Below are 16,905 nucleotides of genomic sequence, written 5' to 3' on the forward strand. Positions count from 1 at the left end.
ATGGAACCAACAATCCATGGATTACAAGAGATTCAAGCGTTGATCAGTAGCCCGGTGCAGTGGCAGGTTTTACTACAGCTGAGCGAGTATCCCGTGACAACGCGTGATTTACGACAACGCGTGACCAGTGGTTGTTTGCCATGGGCCTTACTCCGACTGTGGCAGCACCAACTCATTTGGCGGCGAGCCGATGAGCAGTGGGCATTGACGGCCACTGGGGCAACGTTACGACCAATTTTACAGGCAATTCAAACGTGTACAGACCAGAAAGGTGGAACTAACTCATGACGTACCAATTTATGCAACCTTATACTTTTAAGAACGGTGTGACCCTGAAGAACCGGATGGTGATGTCGCCAACGACCACCATGTCCAGCTTCTACGATGGGCATGTCACCAACGATGAGATTAAGTTTTATGATGTGCGGGCAGGTGGCCCTGGGATGATTATTGGCGAGGTTGCTAACGTTATCGCGAGTGGTAAGGGGTTCGAAGGCGAACTGTCGATTGCCGATGATGGGGATATTGACGGGCTCAGTCGGCTAGCTAATGCTATGAAGCGTGGCGGCACGAAGGCGATCCTGCAGATTTTCCATGCGGGTCGTAAGTCTAACGATAGTATCTTGCGGGGGGAACAGCCGGTTAGTGCCAGTGCAGTTAAGGCCGTCTTTCCACCCGACTCACAGACACCGCGTGAGCTGACGGCTGCCGAAATTGATGAGATTATTGTGGCTTTTGGTGAAGCGACACGGCGAGCAATTGCCGCTGGATTCGATGGTGTTGAACTGCATGGAGCCAATACCTATTTACTACAGCAGTTCTTCTCCCCTAATTCAAATCGCCGGACGGACAAATGGGGTGGCGACCGTGACGCACGAATGGGTTTTGCCAAGGCCGTCATTGCCAGTTCACAGCAGGCCATTGATACGTACGCTGATCGGCCGTTCCTACTAGGTTACCGAATTTCACCAGAAGAAATCGAAACACCGGGGATTCGTTTGGCTGATAGCTTAGCCTTTGTCGATATGTTGGGCGATTCCACAGTCGATTACGTGCATACCTCAATGGGCTCTGCACACCGGACGTCGCTAAATGATAAGACGGATCACGAACCAATTCTGAAGCAATTGGTCCAACAGTTAGCTGGTCGTAAGCCACTGATTGGGGTGGGCTCGGTTGAAAAGCCTACCGATGCGGAAGCGGTCTTGGAAATGGGTGCTGATTTAGTTGCCATGGGGCGTGAATTTATTCGGGAACCCCAGTGGGTTGAAAAGATTGTGGATGGTGATGAGGCCAGCATTCGCTACCAAATTTCACCGTCAGAACTTGATGAATTAGCCATTCCACGGGCCATGCAGGATTACTTGAAAGGGGCCTTCTATTCAGTGATGCACTTTACCACTGATCCGAATGTCGCCGTTGATTATCAAAATGAAGCGGCGCCAATGGAGGGTTTTGAAAAGAAGATGTCTTAGGACTTAGTGACATCTGTAAATACCATAAAAGGGCTGTGCAGTCGCACAGTCCTTTTTGTTAGCTAATCGTGGCGTGATACCGATTGATGACGGACTTAGAAGCTTGAATAAGCTGATCACGTTGAGGCATCGGGTCATGAAAAATGAGGTCAAATTGGGGATCTTTAGGTTTGATCTGATTGACACCATAGGCCAGACTGTTGGCCGGAACATCTTTAGTAATAATAGCACCGGCGCCGATGACGGCCTGAGCCCCGATAATGACAGGACCAAGAATCTTGGCACCATCAGCGACCACAACCTGCTCGCCAAGTACCGGATTACCCAGATTCTCCCACTGATTTGTTAGGCGGTTAAATTTTTGGTTAGAACCGATCGTGACATTCTGAAAAATAACAACTCCGGCACAGAGCTTAGCAGCAATGACAATACTACCGCGAGCGTGATGGGCAAACTGAACACTAGGGTCGATTTCAAGGCAATTGATTTCACAGTTGTAGCGTTGTTCAAGCATAAGGGCGGCCTGACGTTGCAGGTCGGGATCGGTTGAAAAGCAGTTTTGGTTAAGTAGTTCTTTAAAAGTTGGCATAATTTTAAGTCCTTTCGGTTAGTGACGTAAATCGACGAGTACTCGTCCACGACTATGCGTATCTTTAGCGTAGTGTTGGGCGAGTTGGGTATCCATGAAAGTAAAGCTTCTGTCAATGGGTAGCTGTAGTTTTTGCTCGGTGACGTCTTGAATGAAGTGCTGATAAATAAGGGGATCAAAGTCCTCGTGGACAAACGTGAAGGGGACGGTTAATTCAGTGGACTGTAGGGCAATGGACACGATTTCAGCAGGGTGTTGGGTGGCACTTAGTTGCTGTAATAGTCGAGGTGATCCAGCGATATCGACAAGTAATCTTCGGCCGGTCGTTGTTTTAACGTGATTGGCTAGGTAGCAAGGAAAGTCGGGAAGAATGTGATGAAAATAGGCTTGGCTGGCGGGACTGACAATAGGCGTTAGTCCTGGGTAGGCTGGGCCAAGTAATTGGCAAAGGATGAGGCCGATGACGGAATTGGCGCCGGTCATCATAATTTGGTCACTCGGATGTTGTTTAATGAAGTTGGCTAAGACTAAGGCGGTTCCGGGACCGGCCGTTAGTGTAGCCGCCGCCTCATTGGACAGCGTGTCTGGCAGTGGGAAGAGCCAGTCTGGATTGGTATTGCAGATGACCTCTTGATAAGAGCCTTGCGGGTGCATGACCAGCACGCGTTGGTTTAGCAACTGTTGGTCCCGGTGCTGACCAACGGCAATTACCGTGCCGACACCGCCAATACCGATGACTCGGGGAAGCTGTGCCGCCTGTTCAGCGGTTGCGTGAAGATTAGTTTCTTTATGCCAGTCACTGGGAACCACTGGCAGAGTTTCCATGGCAATTAAGACTCCTTCGGCGATTAAATGTGGTCGCGGCCGCTGGCCGACAGTTAGGCCGTCGATTCCTGTAAAGTTATGTTGGATAATAGCTAACATGATATGCTCCTTATTAATGTTGTAATGGAAACAATAATAACACGTTTTGTTTCCTTGTCAACAAAAAATAGATAAAAAAATAGTCCCCAGTTAAACTGGCGACTATTTTTGCTGCTCAACTTGTTGATCCAGAAACTGATTGTATTCGTGAAGAAAATTGAGTGTAGCTGCGACTTCCTGAGGATTTTCATCAAAAACGGGCATATCTCGCTGCATAAACTGCCGGGTAAGTCGTTCATGTGTGGCAAAGATTGTTTGCCCCTGTTGAGTGAGCTGAAAATAAGTTTCCTTTTGATTGTCAGGCTTTTGATAGCGTGTAATTAATCCCCGGTCGATAAGACGCTTGGTCATTTTGCTGACAGCGCCTCGGGTTACGTAGAGTGCATCGGCAATGGTTGTGGCGTTCGTATCAGGATGCTGACCGATGAATTCAATGGTGTGGACCTCGGCGGCTTTATAGCCCTTTAAGGCCACCTTGAGTTGGTCACGACTTAAAAATGATAGCTTATCCATTAATTGATTAAGTTCAGCCAGAAATTGAATTTGCGTATCCATAAGAACTCCTCCGTTTCGACAGCTCCTATTATAACAGGGCATTGTTTCCGACTCAACAATGTGCTGATTAGGTTAATGGACAGTAGCCAATAATACTTGTCGAGATAAAAAACGCGCTCTTCCAGACTAATTACCGGAAGAGCGCGTTTTTTAGATGTGAAATCAAAATTTGGTGAAGTGATCGCTAGACTAAGCCGTTTGGTCAGCCGAGTCTTCACGGAGATTCGAGGGGACAAAGCTATCGGGTTCATGACTCTCCATGATCTGAGCGTAATGATCGACCTTGAAGTTAATCGTCGACAAATGTTTCTGTAAATCCGAGATTTCGCTCAAAGTGCGCTCCTGTTGGGCCTTCATCATGTCGTAGCGTTCAGGAACGGTTGTTTCACCTTCCTGAACCAAGTCTAAGTAGTGTTGAATGCGTTCAACCGGCATTCCAGTGGCTCGTAGGCAAACAATGATGTTCAACCATTCTAAGTCATCGTCACTAAAAACCCGATTATTATTCTCATCGCGTTGGACGAACGGCAACATACCGTGGTCATGGTAGTAGCGAATACTATAGGTCGAAATGCCCATTTTTTGGGCAACTTCGTGAATCGTATAGGACATGGCGGGTCCTCCTTTAAATGAGTTAGCGTTCCACTAACTCGAAGTGTTAAGCTATATAGTACTCGGAATTTGCGGACGTCGCAAGAATTTGTCTCCGGTAATCAACAAATGAGTTGCCTTCAAGTTGGTCGAAGGGGGTACACTCAGCATAGGTTAAGGAGGTGACGATGATGCGGCAATTTAATAGCCAACTAGCCGGGGCAGATTTTGTCCCGTTAGGCGAGTGGACCCCGCAACCGCAGACGTTGTTGCCGGCTTTTAGCTGGGAGGCCCGCGACCTACTCGTAGTGGACGACGCGACCGACGAGATGCAAATCATCGCGCAGGCTGATCCAGCACAGTTACTTGATCGGCTGGGAGGCACCATTTATAGCCGATTGAATGACCAACTGACACGAGCCTTGGCGCCAAGGCCGTTACCGACAGCCCGATATCTCCTGTTAGATCTGGCGATGTTGAGTCACGCAACCCCACAAGCAACGGTGGCTGGTCTGATGGGGTTGGCAGTGGTCACGGCTAAGGGGCAAGCGTTCACCAGTACCGCCTTGTCAGGAGTGGTGAGTCAGACAGTCTGCTGGTTGCGAGAAACGGGCCTCACTGAACACCAGTTGTTCCAACCCATTGGCGAGGCCACTTTACGCCGCTTATACCAGCAATTGTTCCAACAGCCCGCAGCTTGCGATCAGCAACGACCGTGCCATACTCGTGCAGAGAAGTTAACGCATGATACGGTTGCCTTACTACAAGGGCAAATTCAAACGCTAAAGTTGCCAGTATCATGGCAGTTATTACGGGCGGCCTCATTGGAGCAAACGGTGAAGTAACTAGTGCGCTATTTGTGAGTGATCTAGGACTGTTTTAAAATAAAACCAATATAAAAAGCGATGGGACCATCCGTAATATTAGGAGTGGTCTCATCGCTTTTTATGCGACTAGCAAATAATCTTTAATCAGTAACGTGAATAACAATCTTACCAGTCGTGTGATGAGCTTCGATTGTTTCATGAGCGGCAATGACATTTTCCACAGTGAAATCATGGACATCAAGCGTTAACTTAATTTTGCCACTTGTTACCAAGCCGGCCAATGCGGTTAAGTCCGCTGATGAGCCATTGGTGAACTGAAAGGCGACTTTCTTTTGTTGATCGTGTTGTTGTTCAGGAGTTGGTTGACCAGCAATGGTTGCCAATTGACCATCGGCTTTAAGCACTTTCAAGCCCGTTTCAATATCGCCAACAGTATCAAAGACGGCGTCATAATCATGTAAAACCTCTGCGGGAGAAGTTTGATGATAATCAATGACTTCATCCGCTCCAAGCTGTTCCAGCATTTCGCGGTGATTCTCACTGGCAGTCGTTGCTACGTGGGCCCCAAAAGCCTTCGCAATTTGGACAGCAAAGAGGCCGACCCCGCCGGCACCACCTTGAATCAAAATCTTTTGGCCAGCTTGGAGGTTAAGGTTGTGCTTCATGCCATAGTAGGCGGTCATCCCGGCAATCGGTAGTGCGGCCGCTTGATCGAATGAAAGTCCAGCCGGTATGTGGGCCAGTTCCTTAGTTCCAGCGGCAACGTATTCACCATAAGTCCCGTTGTTAGCAGCATGGGCGGATGCAACTGAACCGAAGACGGCCTCCCCGACAGCAAAGCCAGTGACTTGATCACCAACTTGAGCGACAGTTCCGGCAAAATCCCATCCCAGAACTAATGGGAAGGACCACAGATCAGTGAAAGGTGCGCCAAGAGCGCCCATACGTCCAGCAATATCCATGGGGTTAATGCTAAAAGCATGGACTTTGACTAAAACTTCATCAGCTTGTGGCACCGGTTGGGGCATTTCAGCCGCGTAGAATTCTTTGGCAGTTCCGTATTTATCAATCGCAATAGTTTTCAAACGATGACCTTCTTTCAAGATTTAAGGCTAGTATAAACTATGGTGTTGGCACCATAGCAAGTTATTTGTGTTGGAAATTTTAATGGGTTAATCGAGACTTTAGGATTAGAGTTGAAAAAACAGGCGGTCAGTCAACCGTCTGTTTTAGGCATACTAATTTACTTAAACACATAAACCTTCGTTTCATATGGACGGAGCGTGGTTCCTTGATCATCAGCGTAGTTGCCAATTAACCGTTCACTAGCCTCAGCTTGCCCATAGTCGCGAGTAACGGTTTGATCGGTAAAGTTACTCATCACGAGTAGCGTTTGCCCTTGGTAATGACGCTTGTAGGCAAAGACTTGGTCGTCTTCGGGGTCCAGCTCTTCATAGGACCCCAGAACAATTAGGTCACTGCTGTGCCGCAGAGTAATTAAGCGCCGGTAGTAGTTGAAGACGGAATCGTCTTGATCGAGCTGATCCGCCGCGTTAATCGTTGGGTAGTTGGGATTCAAAGCAAACCATGGTTGTCCGGTTGTGAAGCCCGCATTGGTAGAATCGTCCCAGTGCATCGGTGTCCGCGCATTATCGCGGGAGATGTGACTGAGGTATTTCAACATGGTTGGCTGGTCAACAATGTGTTGGTCATCAACCAATTCATGATAAGCGTTCAGACTCTCAAGGTCTTCATACTGATCCAATTGGGTGTAGTGCACATTGGTCATGCCCAGTTCTTCCCCTTCGTAGACGTAGGGGGTCCCTTGCATCATATGCAGGGTCGTAGCTAACATTTTGGCAGAACGTTCACGGAATTCTGGTGTGTCGTTACCGAAGCGGGAGACTGCACGGGGTTGATCGTGGTTGTTCCAATACAGACTGTTCCAACCTTTGCCATCCAATGCCGTTTGCCAGCGGGAGAGGCTGTCCTTGAGTTCCGTTAATTTGACGGGAACCGCGTTCCATTTGCCCAGTCGCGCATCGGGGTTAGGTGATAGGCCGACGTGTTCAAATTGGAAGACCATGTTGAGTTCGTTGGCGTTCAGCCCGGTATAAGTGATCGCGTCTTTAGGCGTTGAGCCGGGCATTTCGCCAACGGTCATCACGTCATAGTGGGACAAGACTTCGTCATTCATTTCGCGCAGATAATCGTTGAGCTTAGGCCCATCAGAAACGATAGGTTGAGAATCGCCGTAAGCGGCACCGGGAGCTTGAGGAGCATCTGGTAAACCAGCTGGCTTAGAAATTAAGTTGATGACATCCATCCGGAAGCCGTCAACGCCCTTGTCTAACCAGAAACGCATCAGGTTCCAGACCTCTTGGCGAACCTGAGGATTTTCCCAGTTCAAGTCAGGTTGACCGGGGGCAAATAAGTGTAAGTAATACTGGTTACGCTTAGGTTCAAAGGTCCAAGCGGAGCCGCTAAAGTATGACCCCCAGTTGTTGGGTTCATGGCCATCGACTGGGTCACGCCAGATGTAGTAATCAGCATACGGATTGTCCTTAGATTGCCGGCTTTGTTGGAACCAATCGTGTTGGTCGGATGTATGGTTAACGACCAAGTCCATGAGGAGCTTCAAGCCCTGCTGATGAGCGCTATCTAATAAATGATCGAAGTCCGCCATGGTGCCGTAGGCTGGTTGGATACTTTGATAATCACTAATATCATAGCCATTATCCTTGTCAGGGGACTTGTAGATTGGGTTGAGCCAGATCACATCAGCGCCTAGTCGCTTGATGTAGGGCAGTCGTTGGGTCAAGCCCGCGAGATCACCAATACCATCGCCGTTACTGTCTTGGTAACTACGTGGATAAACCTGATAGACGACGGCATTTTGCCACCATTTTTTAGTCATAAATAAAACCTCCTGTAAGATTATAAGTTTGCGGACAATTTAGGATGAATCACACTGACAGCAACGGCGCCTAAGAGCAGTGCCACACCGGCAATGACGAGCATACCAGGCATGGATTGACCAATTGCTGGGAAGATAGCGAAGCTCAAGAGTGAAGCGATAATTTGTGGTAAGCAAATGCCACAGTTGAACAAGCCGAGGTAAGCGCCCTCATTTTCACCATTCAGTGATTCTGTAAATAGGGACAGGGCTTGGGTCTGCATGGTTAAGTAGCAGATTCCGATAAGACAGAATGGCAGGATCAACAGGTATTGGGAGTGGATGAAGAAAATCCAGATGAAGCCAGCGCCACCCATGATTAGACTAATCCGGAACCAGAGTTTTCGTTGGGCGGGTTTTGTCCGTGATAGAACGGCAAAGCCCCAAACAACGGCGGCTAATGCTTGAATACATGAGAGAATCCCGAACCAGTTACCGGCCGCCTGATAGCCAGCCGAAGAGGCATCGGCAGTGTGCCAAACATTAGCGGCAATAGCCCCAGTTCCGTAGGTCCATAGGTATTGAAAGGCAAACCAGTCAAAGAGTTGGACGAAGGAGACTTCCCAAAAGGCGCGGGGCGCTGTCTTAACTAAATGCCAGAGACTCGCCGTTTTTTGCTTAGCTTGGGTCTTGACGTGGTGGTAACGATTGTACGTTTCGGGATCGTATTCTTTAACCGAAATAATCGTGTACAGTGACGTTAATAATAAAATACCGGCACCAATGTAGAAGGCTAGTCGAACGGACATGGGAACTGTCCCTTTAGGCGCCACATTGGAAACCCCGAACCAGGTTAACACGAATGGGAAAATGGTAGCTAACACGCCCCCCAGATTGGAGAAGGACTGTTGCCAAGACCAAGCCAAATCCTTTTGGTCTTCGTTGACCATGTCGCCAATAATCATCTTGAAGGGTTGCATACAAACGTTTGAGGATAAATCCATGAAAAGAATGGCGACTGCGCCGAACCATAGCGCAGCCAATGAGGCGTAGCCAAAGCCAAATGAACCGGCGTTAGGCAAGAGGATCATGACCAATGCAGCGATAGGGGCCCCAATCAGTAAGTAGGGCATCCGCCGCCCGAAGCGGTTCCACGTCATATCGGAGTACTTACCGACTAGTGGTTGGACAATCATGCCCGCCAATGGTGGTAAGAGAAAGAAGAATCCGAGTTTGGTGGGGTCGGCACCAATGGTTTGGAAGATCCGCCCCATTTGGGATGATTGCAAAGAGAAAGCCATATTGACCCCGAAGAAACCAAAGGTCATGGCGAAAATTGTTTTTAATGAAATTTTCGGCAGCGCGTTGTGGCTGGTTGCAGCCGGCGTGGCGTCTGTCGATTCTATGGGTGTCGTTTGTGCCATAGGAGTGCCTCCTTTTGAATTTAAGTAACCGTTTTCAAAATGAATTCTAGCATTTTACACAAACGTTTGCAATGCCTTTACGAAAGAAAGACAAACGTTTGTGTAAAAATGATGAATTTTTGGGGTTACCCTTTGTTATTTCGCTGGGTTAACGGTAAAATGAAAGCAAAGATTAAGGAAAGTAGGGTGGTCGGATGGCGGCAACCATCAAGGATATTGCGAAGTTGGCCGGGGTGTCACCGGCCACGGTATCACGTGTATTAGCCAACAAGACGGCTTTTTTTAGTGCGGATACGGCCGCTAAGGTGCAGACAGCAGCAACCACGTTAGGTTATCAGAAAAATACGGCCGCGGCCGAATTAGTGACCCAGCAAAGTCACGTCATTGCGGCGATTGTCAATTCAACGAAAACTAATTTTGCGAATCATATCATTGAAGGTATTCAGGATGCAGCCTATCGTCAAGGATTGAATGTGATCATTTTGTATGCTGGGGATGCCGATCCGAAGCAGCAGCGTCGCGCATTGACCACGGTGATTGAACGGCCCGTTCGGGGGATCTTATTGTTGTCGGTGGACTTGTCAGCTGACAACTTAACCTATTTACAGGCGGCACAGATCCCGTATTGTTTTTTGTCGATTTCTTTTGAAGAGGATCAGCTGCCGTTTATCACCTCAGATGATTGGCAAGTTGGCTATCAAGGAACACAGGCGCTATTGGCGCAAGGTCATCGGCAGATTGGCCTCGCCGCGGTGGACAGTGTGCATGCCCACACGGGAAAGTTACGGTTGGCGGGGTATACGCAAGCCTTAACGGAAGCAGGGATCACGCCAGATCCCGCTTGGATTCAACCGGGAGATTATAGTTACGTGGCAGGTCAAGCCGCGATGCGGGCTTACGGTCAAGTGCCACAGGTAACGGCAGTTTTGGCTGGTAGTGATATGGCGGCGATTGGCGTACTCAATCAGGCGCGTGACTTTGGCTTGACGGTGCCGCATGATTTGTCAATCATGGCAATTGACGGTACCGAGTTGTGTGAACTGGTTCAGCCACAACTGTCTAGTGTTTCCCAGAGCTTCTATGATATGGGCGTTGCCGGGGTGGAACAACTGACAACGGCCCAACAACAGCCACCTAAGATTACGCCCATTACGGTAGTGACCCGAGAAAGTGTTCGTTTCATTGAAAACTAAGCCGATTATTAGGCGCCTAACGATGCCCCGCCAGAAGGAGTAGTTAGGCGCCATTTTTTGAACGGCTAAACGGGACAGGTCACTGGTTGTGAGAGATAAATAAGGAAAAAACCCACTAGTAATCGATATTCATTTTATGAATAATTTAAAAACCCCTTGTCTTGTTAACCTGGTTGGATTATCTTTGAATTAATGAATCGAATCACAAATCAATGAAGGAAGCAGGGGACTACTATGCGCAAACAACTATTAGTGGGTGTCATCACGGGACTTGCGGCATTCAACTTAGCCGGAATGGGACATGAAACGGCGCAGGCTGCCACATTGCCAGCGGATTATCAAGGGGACTGGGTGGCGTACGTCGGTAAGACGAAGCATCATCACGTCAACTATTATTATACGGCGCGACTAACGCTTGCTGATACCAGCTTAGCGACACAACTGAATGTCACGAAGAACGCCAATTTGAGTGATTTAACAACCCAAGTGACGCTGCAAAGTGCGGTGACGTACCAACTTAAAACGACTAAAAAACATCAGGTTAGCTACAAGGTTCGAACGGCGACAGATAACGCTAGTTTGGGGAAATTTAGTTTGACCAAGGTTAAAGTAAAGGGGCAGAAAACGACGGCGTTAGCATTTGACGATGGCGAAGATGATGTCGTGTATGCTTTCCGTAGTCTAAACAAGACGCACGCTTGGGGCGACGATGTCTTGTATTAAAAGGAGTGGAGATACGATGAAAAAAGGATTAAAAGGAATTGTTTTAGCGGCAGCCAGTCTAGGGGTGTTTGCCATGGTCAGCAGTACGACCGCTAATGCTGCCAGCAAGACGACGTTACCAAAGAGTTACCGCGGAACGTGGTACATATACGGCGGGAGCGATACCGAAGATAAGGTCACAACTTACGCACTGGTTAAGATGAATCTGACTAGTAAGAAGATGGGCTATAAGGTCTACTCAACGACTAAGAAGCAATTAACTTCATTAAAGTGGCAATTGAGTGCGGCTTTCCCCACGACTTACAGTAAAAAGGTTAACAACAAAAAGAAGGTTACTTACCGGGTGAAGGCCCGGATTGATGATAGCGAAACGTTGATGACTTTGGGTAAAACCAAAGTGAACGTCAAGGTCTTAGGTAAAAAAGTCACGGCATTACGGTTACGTGCCGATGGAACTAACGTCTATGCGTTCCGGAAGCCATTACGGACCCATGCGTTGTCGGATATTACTTATTAACTCAACAACTGTCTTGACCAGTCAGACATGAATGGGTCCACAGACAATAAAAACAGGTCTTAACCAGTGCGCACTTCAAACGCCGGTTAAGACCTGTTTTTACTATCTTAAGAAAGACATGGTAATGCTGGCTGACGCCTGCCAATCGGATGCGCTACGAGGGGATCGTAGCTGGATTGGACAAAGTGACTATTTAGCAATGTAAGTTGTCTTCCAGTCATAGGGCACACCGGCTGGGTTATAAACGACGCTCTTCACGTTGCTACGTAAGAGTTGTGACTTGGCAGCTTGGTACAAGGGAATCGTTCCTTGATTCTTCATCAAGACTTGTTCAGCGGCGACCAGTTTTCCCCACCGCTTTTCTGGTTGGTTACCGTAAACGTTCTCGGCTTCATCAAGGAGCTTGTCATAAGTGCTGTTCTTCCAGCCGGTTGTGTTGTAGCTAGAATCGGCTTCGAAGACATCGAGGAAGTTGATTGGGTCAGCGAAGACGGATTGCCAGCCAGCTAAGGTTAACTCGTAATTCCCATTATTTTGCTGAGTAATCAGTTGGACGTAAGGAACGGTTTTAATCGTGACCGTCACATTTGGTAGCTTTTCTAGGGAACTTTGAATGAATTCGGCCGTCTGCTTGCTGGAGTCGGTATCAGAAACGGAAAGGGTGACGTTGAGCTTCTTATCACCTGTTTGTTTCAACCCCTTGGCTAGTAAGGTCTTAGCTTGTTTCACGTTGTATGAAACAGCGGATTTGACGCTGGCTTCTTGGTTGAAGGCTTCGCCGGTCTTCGGATTGTTACCCATGCCAGAAGGAACAAAGCCCTTGGAGGCAACGGAACCGTCTTGCAGCACGTCGTTAACGAGTTGTGTCCGATTGATGGCTAAGGAGAGGGCCTTACGGATATTAACATTCTTGAAGGCACTAACCTTTTTTTCGTTGAGGTCAAGACGTTGTGAACCGGTTGGCAAGCGCTTGACGAAGTCCTTACTGTTTTTGTTGTTCTTGATTTGTTGCCCGCTCAGTAAGGTTTCATCAACCTTTTTGGCGTTATAAAGATTGTAACTAGTGGTGGTGCTCTCGGTGACCTGTTCGTTGATCTTGGTCAAATGAACAGCCTTCTTGTCCCAGTAAGTCTTGTTTTTGGCAAGTGTCCATGACTTGCTGGTCCCGTTCCATTTGGTAAGCCGGTAAGGGCCGTTATAGACGGTTGTGCTAGAGCTGGTCCCGTATTTCTTACCGTATTTATTCACGGCATTTTGATTAACCGGGTAGAACAGGGGCCAAGCGAGTAGCTTTTTGAAGTAGGAAACAGGTTTGGTCAGGTTGACGGTCAAGGTATACTTGCCAGTGGCTTTGATGCCTAGAGCACTGAGAGATTTCTTGCCCTTGTTGACGGCTTCGGCGTTCTTAACCTGGTAGAGGTAAAAGGCGTCTTGAGAAGCGGTCTTTGGGCTAACGGTTCGTTGCCAAGAATACACAAAATCTTTGGCGGTGACGGGATCACCATTGGACCACTTCACGCCATGACGGAGGTTAAAGGTGTAGGTCTTACCACCATTGGTGACCTTAGTGCTGGTAGCGAGGGCTTTAGCCGGCGTTCCTTTGCTGTTCAAGCGATACAGACCCTCTTGGGTGTTCTGTAGCACGTTGAAGCTTAGGGTGTCGGTGGCCTGAGCAAGATCGGTGGTCGCCAATTCAGAAGATTCGGTCCAATTCAGGACTTGCTTAGCGGCATACTTGCCACTGTTGTTCGAACTGCTGGACTGACTCCCACAACCTGCTAGGGTTAATAAACTAAGTGCTGCAACGGTCAAAATGGTTCCTTTTCTTTGCATCCCAAAACATCTCCTCAAAATAAAAATCGTCCTTATGTAAAAACATAAGGACGATTTCACTCGCGGTACCACCTTGATTCATGGTGGATTCACATCCACCATCTCCGTAACTTCTGTTGCCAAAAGTCGGAAGCGATAACGAGCTTCAACCCGAGCCACCAGCTTCCACCGGTGACTTGCTCCTAGGTTCATCTTCGCCGCTCAGTTGTAAGCCACCTTTTCAGCTACCGGTGGTCTCTTGTCTTAGCGAGAACAGCTACTCTTCCTAGTCATACGTTCATGTATTTCTAATGTTACTCTAATAATAGCGATGACCGTTAGATTTGTCAATGGGGGAGTTGAAAGTTTTTTGATGCTGATGTGACGGGGATAATGGGTACTTATGGAAGAGAAGTCTTTTTTTAAAATGATAAAATACTCATCAAAACATACATTTTTTATATTTAAAGAGTCTTATTAAGGGGCCCCTTTAAATTAGGATATAGAAGGAATTGAAGACCGAAAGAACGCTGATATTACAGTACTTGTCGGGTTTTAATTCCCTCGAAATTTATATACAATATGTGCAAATCTAAGCTAATCAACCAACGTATAGCGGCCTAAGTGAGTTAGCTGGGCCAACAAAGTGAGGGGCCTCACTCATGTTTAGCCAACCGCACCGCGTATGATAGAGACGATAGCTAGAATTGGTGCGATGCTCACTAACTCAGCTAGGTGTGACAAGACGTTAGAAAAGGTAAGTTAGCGGTCGGAATTTGGGATTCACGGCCGCTGGATACCTCGGTATGCTTTATATGTAAGCGATTACATCAATGGTTAACAAATCTTGGGGGAGGTTTTTATCATGAGTAAGATGCAATTATGGAAACAGCGATTCTTCTATGGGGCCACTGATATGGCCGGAAATCTGATTTGGCAAATTGTGGGGCTATATCTACTGTTCTACTACACCACAGTTATGGGGATTTCGCCTGCCTTTGCTGGTACCCTGTTCTTTGTCGTACGGATCATTGATGCCTTTGATGGTGTGGTCTATGGATTCTTAATCGACCACACGCATTCTAAATTTGGGAAGGCACGGCCGTACTTCTTGTGGTTCGGGATTCCACTAGGAATTTTAACTATGTTACTCTTCTTTAACCCGTCATTTGGCGGCAACAAAGTCATTCAACTGGCGTGGGTCTCCGTTGTCTACACGCTCTTTAGTTTAGTTTATTCCGGAGCTAATACGCCAATCACAGCGATTTTACCGAGTTTGACCAAAGACCCTGATGAACGGACCAATTTAGCCAGTGCACGGATGGTCATGACAAACATTGGGACCGCCGTAATCGGCGCAATTACGTTGCCGATGGTAGCTCAACTAGGCGGCAAGAACGCTGAAAAGGGCTGGATGATTTGGGGTGTCATCATTGGGATCGCCATTATCGCGCTATTCCTAGGCGCCTTTGCTAACCTCCGTGAAAAGGATGATATCGTAGCTGAAACCGAAGATGCTCCTGAAATCAAAGGGCATCTATCAGTCAAAGACTCTTTAAAGGGGGCCGCTAAGAATAAGCCATGGCTCATCTTGAGTGCCAGCTTTATCTTATTACAGACCTTCTGGATGATGCGGCTACAGACCGCGGTTTACTACCTGACGTATGTCTCTCATCAACCAGCGTTAGTTGGGGCCTTTAACGGCTTAGTCATTGTGGCTGTTATTGGGAATGTTTCGGTGCCTTTCCTCAGTAAATTCATGAAGCACCGTAACGTCATGATTTTAGCCATGATGACCTTTGCCTTCGGGGAATTGCTGATGGCCTTTAAGAACATTCCGTTACTTTTCATCGGAAATGTTATCGCGTTAGTTGCGATGGGCGCAGCCTTCTCGATTGCCTTTGTTATGATTGCTGATACCGTTGAGTACTCGCGTTCCGAACTGCACATTGACGAACCCGGGATTTTATCTGCCGTACCAATGGTTGGCGCTAAGCTAGGAATGGGCCTGGCCGGCTTGATTTCCGGCTGGTTACTATCTTGGGGTGGCTTTAACGCTGCGGCTAAGGTGCAAGGTGCCAAAGCCGTTACCGCTATTGCCACTAACTTCATTTGGGTACCGGTCGTTTTGGCTCTAGTGATCGGCGGGATTCTCTACCTGTGGTACCAATTAGATGAGTCCAAGATTGCGTCAGCAAAGGCGGCTAAAGAAGCTGAGAAGAAATTAAGTGAAGAAGACGCTTAACTTGAATTCGGGGAATCGCCGCCAGGTCTTGACGGCTGTGTCAGACGAGAGGGGTAATCAAGATGCTAAATGATACAACGACCAAGCAGTCATTGGGCTACAGCGATGAGTTACGTCGACTACAGGGGATCGGTGTGACCGATATCGCTGATGGAGTCACCAGTTGGGTTAAAGAACGGGACCCACTGCATACCTTCGAACCGTTAGTTTGGGAAACCGTTGCGGGGATTGAAGCCAATCCGCAGTTACCCACCGATCTATTCAGTCTGCGCCAGGGGACGGAAACATCTGGTCAGCGGGACTTAACCACAACAGCCATGAAGGTTGAAATGCAACAGATCGTGGCGATGAATCGGCGAGTGCGGGTCATCCGTATTGCCCGTGAGGATCATTTGAACGCGGACAAAGCCTATATTTATTTTCACGGTGGTGCCTACTACGGCGGCACGCCGGAAGATGTTTTGCTGGCATTGAAATTTGTGGCTGAACAGGCCAATTGCGTGGTTTATAATGTCGACTATGCCTTGGCACCCGAACAACCCTATCCAGCCGGCATTCTGGATGGCTTGGCTGTGGTGGCAGCCATGACCGCTGAATACGCCCATATTTCTTTGGGTGGCGACTCTGCTGGGGCATCGATTGCCCTGGGCGTTAGCCAACTCTGCAAGTCCATGGGGATTTGTGAGATTGCCAGTCATGTGTTGTTCTACCCAACAGTTATTCAAGGATCCGAACTGCCAGGACCCTTGTGGGACGATAACCAGATTACCATCGTTTCTGAACAACGGGCCGCGTTGCACCGGAGCTACCAGCTGTTCGAGCAACTCGATGCCATCATGAGCGGTTACTATGTGGCGGATCAAGCCGTTGATTTGACGGCCCCACTTCTATCGCCATTGTTGGCCGATCCAACGACCTTTCACAACGTGACCTTACTGGTAGGCGAATATGATCCGTTCCGCCTACAGGGAGAAGCCTTCATCAAGCGTGTGGGGCACGCCAATGGTGATGCTAACTACTTCCGTTATGGCGGCATCAGCCATGCCTTTTTGAACTTTACGGGCAATGTCCCCGCCGTGGAAGATGCGTTGATGACAGCGGCAAAATTCATTTAAACCGGGTGCAAATCCGACA

General features: G+C 48.2%; 16 protein-coding genes. 8 read left to right on the plus strand and 8 right to left on the minus strand.

Features of this window, described 5'->3' with window-relative positions; translation table 11 throughout:
• The gene (locus FC61_RS07055; protein ID WP_021742050.1) at positions 1-288 is read left to right on the plus strand and encodes a hypothetical protein; all 288 of its coding nucleotides are present in this window, start codon (positions 1-3) and stop codon (positions 286-288) included.
• Entirely contained in the window at positions 285-1,475 is a 1,191-nt protein-coding gene (locus tag FC61_RS07060) for an NADH-dependent flavin oxidoreductase (protein ID WP_021742049.1), read from the plus strand. Before FC61_RS07055 ends, FC61_RS07060 begins: the two co-directional genes overlap by 4 nt.
• A gap of 58 nt (positions 1,476-1,533) precedes the next feature.
• On the opposite strand, the gene FC61_RS07065 is transcribed toward FC61_RS07060, so the two are convergent.
• The 4 genes from FC61_RS07065 to FC61_RS07080 form a co-directional block, all read right to left on the minus strand.
• Positions 1,534-2,064: an LbetaH domain-containing protein gene (locus FC61_RS07065; RefSeq protein ID WP_021742048.1), complete on the minus strand. Its 531-nt coding sequence runs from the start codon at positions 2,062-2,064 to the stop codon at positions 1,534-1,536.
• A gap of 18 nt (positions 2,065-2,082) precedes the next feature.
• Positions 2,083-2,988 carry an MDR/zinc-dependent alcohol dehydrogenase-like family protein gene (locus FC61_RS07070; RefSeq protein WP_021742047.1) on the minus strand — a complete coding sequence of 302 codons (906 nt, stop codon included), beginning with the start codon at positions 2,986-2,988 and terminating at the stop codon, positions 2,083-2,085.
• A 102-nt stretch (positions 2,989-3,090) separates the two neighbouring features.
• Positions 3,091-3,543 (minus strand): MarR family transcriptional regulator, encoded by a 453-nt coding sequence (locus FC61_RS07075; RefSeq protein WP_021742045.1) that lies wholly within the window; start codon positions 3,541-3,543, stop codon positions 3,091-3,093.
• A 189-nt stretch (positions 3,544-3,732) separates the two neighbouring features.
• Entirely contained in the window at positions 3,733-4,155 is a 423-nt protein-coding gene (locus tag FC61_RS07080; protein WP_011668754.1) for a MerR family transcriptional regulator, read from the minus strand.
• Between the two features lie 167 nt (positions 4,156-4,322).
• Here FC61_RS07080 and FC61_RS07085 point away from each other — a divergent pair, with 167 nt between their 5' ends.
• Positions 4,323-4,979 (plus strand): hypothetical protein, encoded by a 657-nt coding sequence (locus tag FC61_RS07085; RefSeq protein WP_021742044.1) that lies wholly within the window; start codon positions 4,323-4,325, stop codon positions 4,977-4,979.
• A gap of 122 nt (positions 4,980-5,101) precedes the next feature.
• On the opposite strand, the gene FC61_RS07090 is transcribed toward FC61_RS07085, so the two are convergent.
• From FC61_RS07090 to FC61_RS07100, 3 genes are all read right to left on the minus strand, one after another.
• Positions 5,102-6,046, minus strand: a complete 945-nt coding sequence (locus FC61_RS07090) for an NADP-dependent oxidoreductase (RefSeq protein ID WP_035464754.1) — start codon at positions 6,044-6,046, stop codon at positions 5,102-5,104.
• Between the two features lie 158 nt (positions 6,047-6,204).
• Complete coding sequence (locus FC61_RS07095; protein WP_021742042.1) at positions 6,205-7,878, minus strand: glycoside hydrolase family 13 protein; 1,674 nt, start codon at positions 7,876-7,878, stop codon at positions 6,205-6,207.
• A 20-nt stretch (positions 7,879-7,898) separates the two neighbouring features.
• Entirely contained in the window at positions 7,899-9,281 is a 1,383-nt protein-coding gene (locus FC61_RS07100) for an SLC45 family MFS transporter (RefSeq protein WP_035464753.1), read from the minus strand.
• 194 nt (positions 9,282-9,475) lie between these two features.
• Between FC61_RS07100 and FC61_RS07105 the strand changes: the two genes are divergently transcribed.
• From FC61_RS07105 to FC61_RS07115, 3 genes are all read left to right on the plus strand, one after another.
• Complete coding sequence (locus FC61_RS07105) at positions 9,476-10,474, plus strand: LacI family DNA-binding transcriptional regulator (RefSeq protein WP_042516701.1); 999 nt, start codon at positions 9,476-9,478, stop codon at positions 10,472-10,474.
• Positions 10,475-10,708: 234 nt separating this feature from the next.
• Positions 10,709-11,197: a hypothetical protein gene (locus FC61_RS07110; protein WP_021741838.1), complete on the plus strand. Its 489-nt coding sequence runs from the start codon at positions 10,709-10,711 to the stop codon at positions 11,195-11,197.
• A gap of 16 nt (positions 11,198-11,213) precedes the next feature.
• Positions 11,214-11,714, plus strand: a complete 501-nt coding sequence (locus FC61_RS07115; RefSeq protein WP_233995614.1) for a hypothetical protein — start codon at positions 11,214-11,216, stop codon at positions 11,712-11,714.
• A 189-nt stretch (positions 11,715-11,903) separates the two neighbouring features.
• Here FC61_RS07115 and FC61_RS07120 read toward each other — a convergent pair whose 3' ends face one another.
• On the minus strand, positions 11,904-13,547 hold the full coding sequence (locus tag FC61_RS07120; protein ID WP_021741835.1) for a peptide ABC transporter substrate-binding protein: 1,644 nt from the start codon (positions 13,545-13,547) through the stop codon (positions 11,904-11,906).
• 844 nt (positions 13,548-14,391) lie between these two features.
• On the opposite strand from FC61_RS07120, the gene FC61_RS07125 reads away from it, so the two are divergent.
• Together FC61_RS07125 and FC61_RS07130 are read left to right on the plus strand one after the other, a co-directional pair.
• The gene (locus FC61_RS07125) at positions 14,392-15,771 is read left to right on the plus strand and encodes an MFS transporter (RefSeq protein WP_021741834.1); all 1,380 of its coding nucleotides are present in this window, start codon (positions 14,392-14,394) and stop codon (positions 15,769-15,771) included.
• Between the two features lie 62 nt (positions 15,772-15,833).
• The gene (locus tag FC61_RS07130; RefSeq protein ID WP_021741833.1) at positions 15,834-16,886 is read left to right on the plus strand and encodes an alpha/beta hydrolase fold domain-containing protein; all 1,053 of its coding nucleotides are present in this window, start codon (positions 15,834-15,836) and stop codon (positions 16,884-16,886) included.
• Positions 16,887-16,905 lie beyond the last annotated feature (19 nt).

It is taken from the genome of Levilactobacillus brevis ATCC 14869 = DSM 20054 (genome assembly GCF_001433855.1).
Taxonomy (GTDB): domain Bacteria; phylum Bacillota; class Bacilli; order Lactobacillales; family Lactobacillaceae; genus Levilactobacillus; species Levilactobacillus brevis.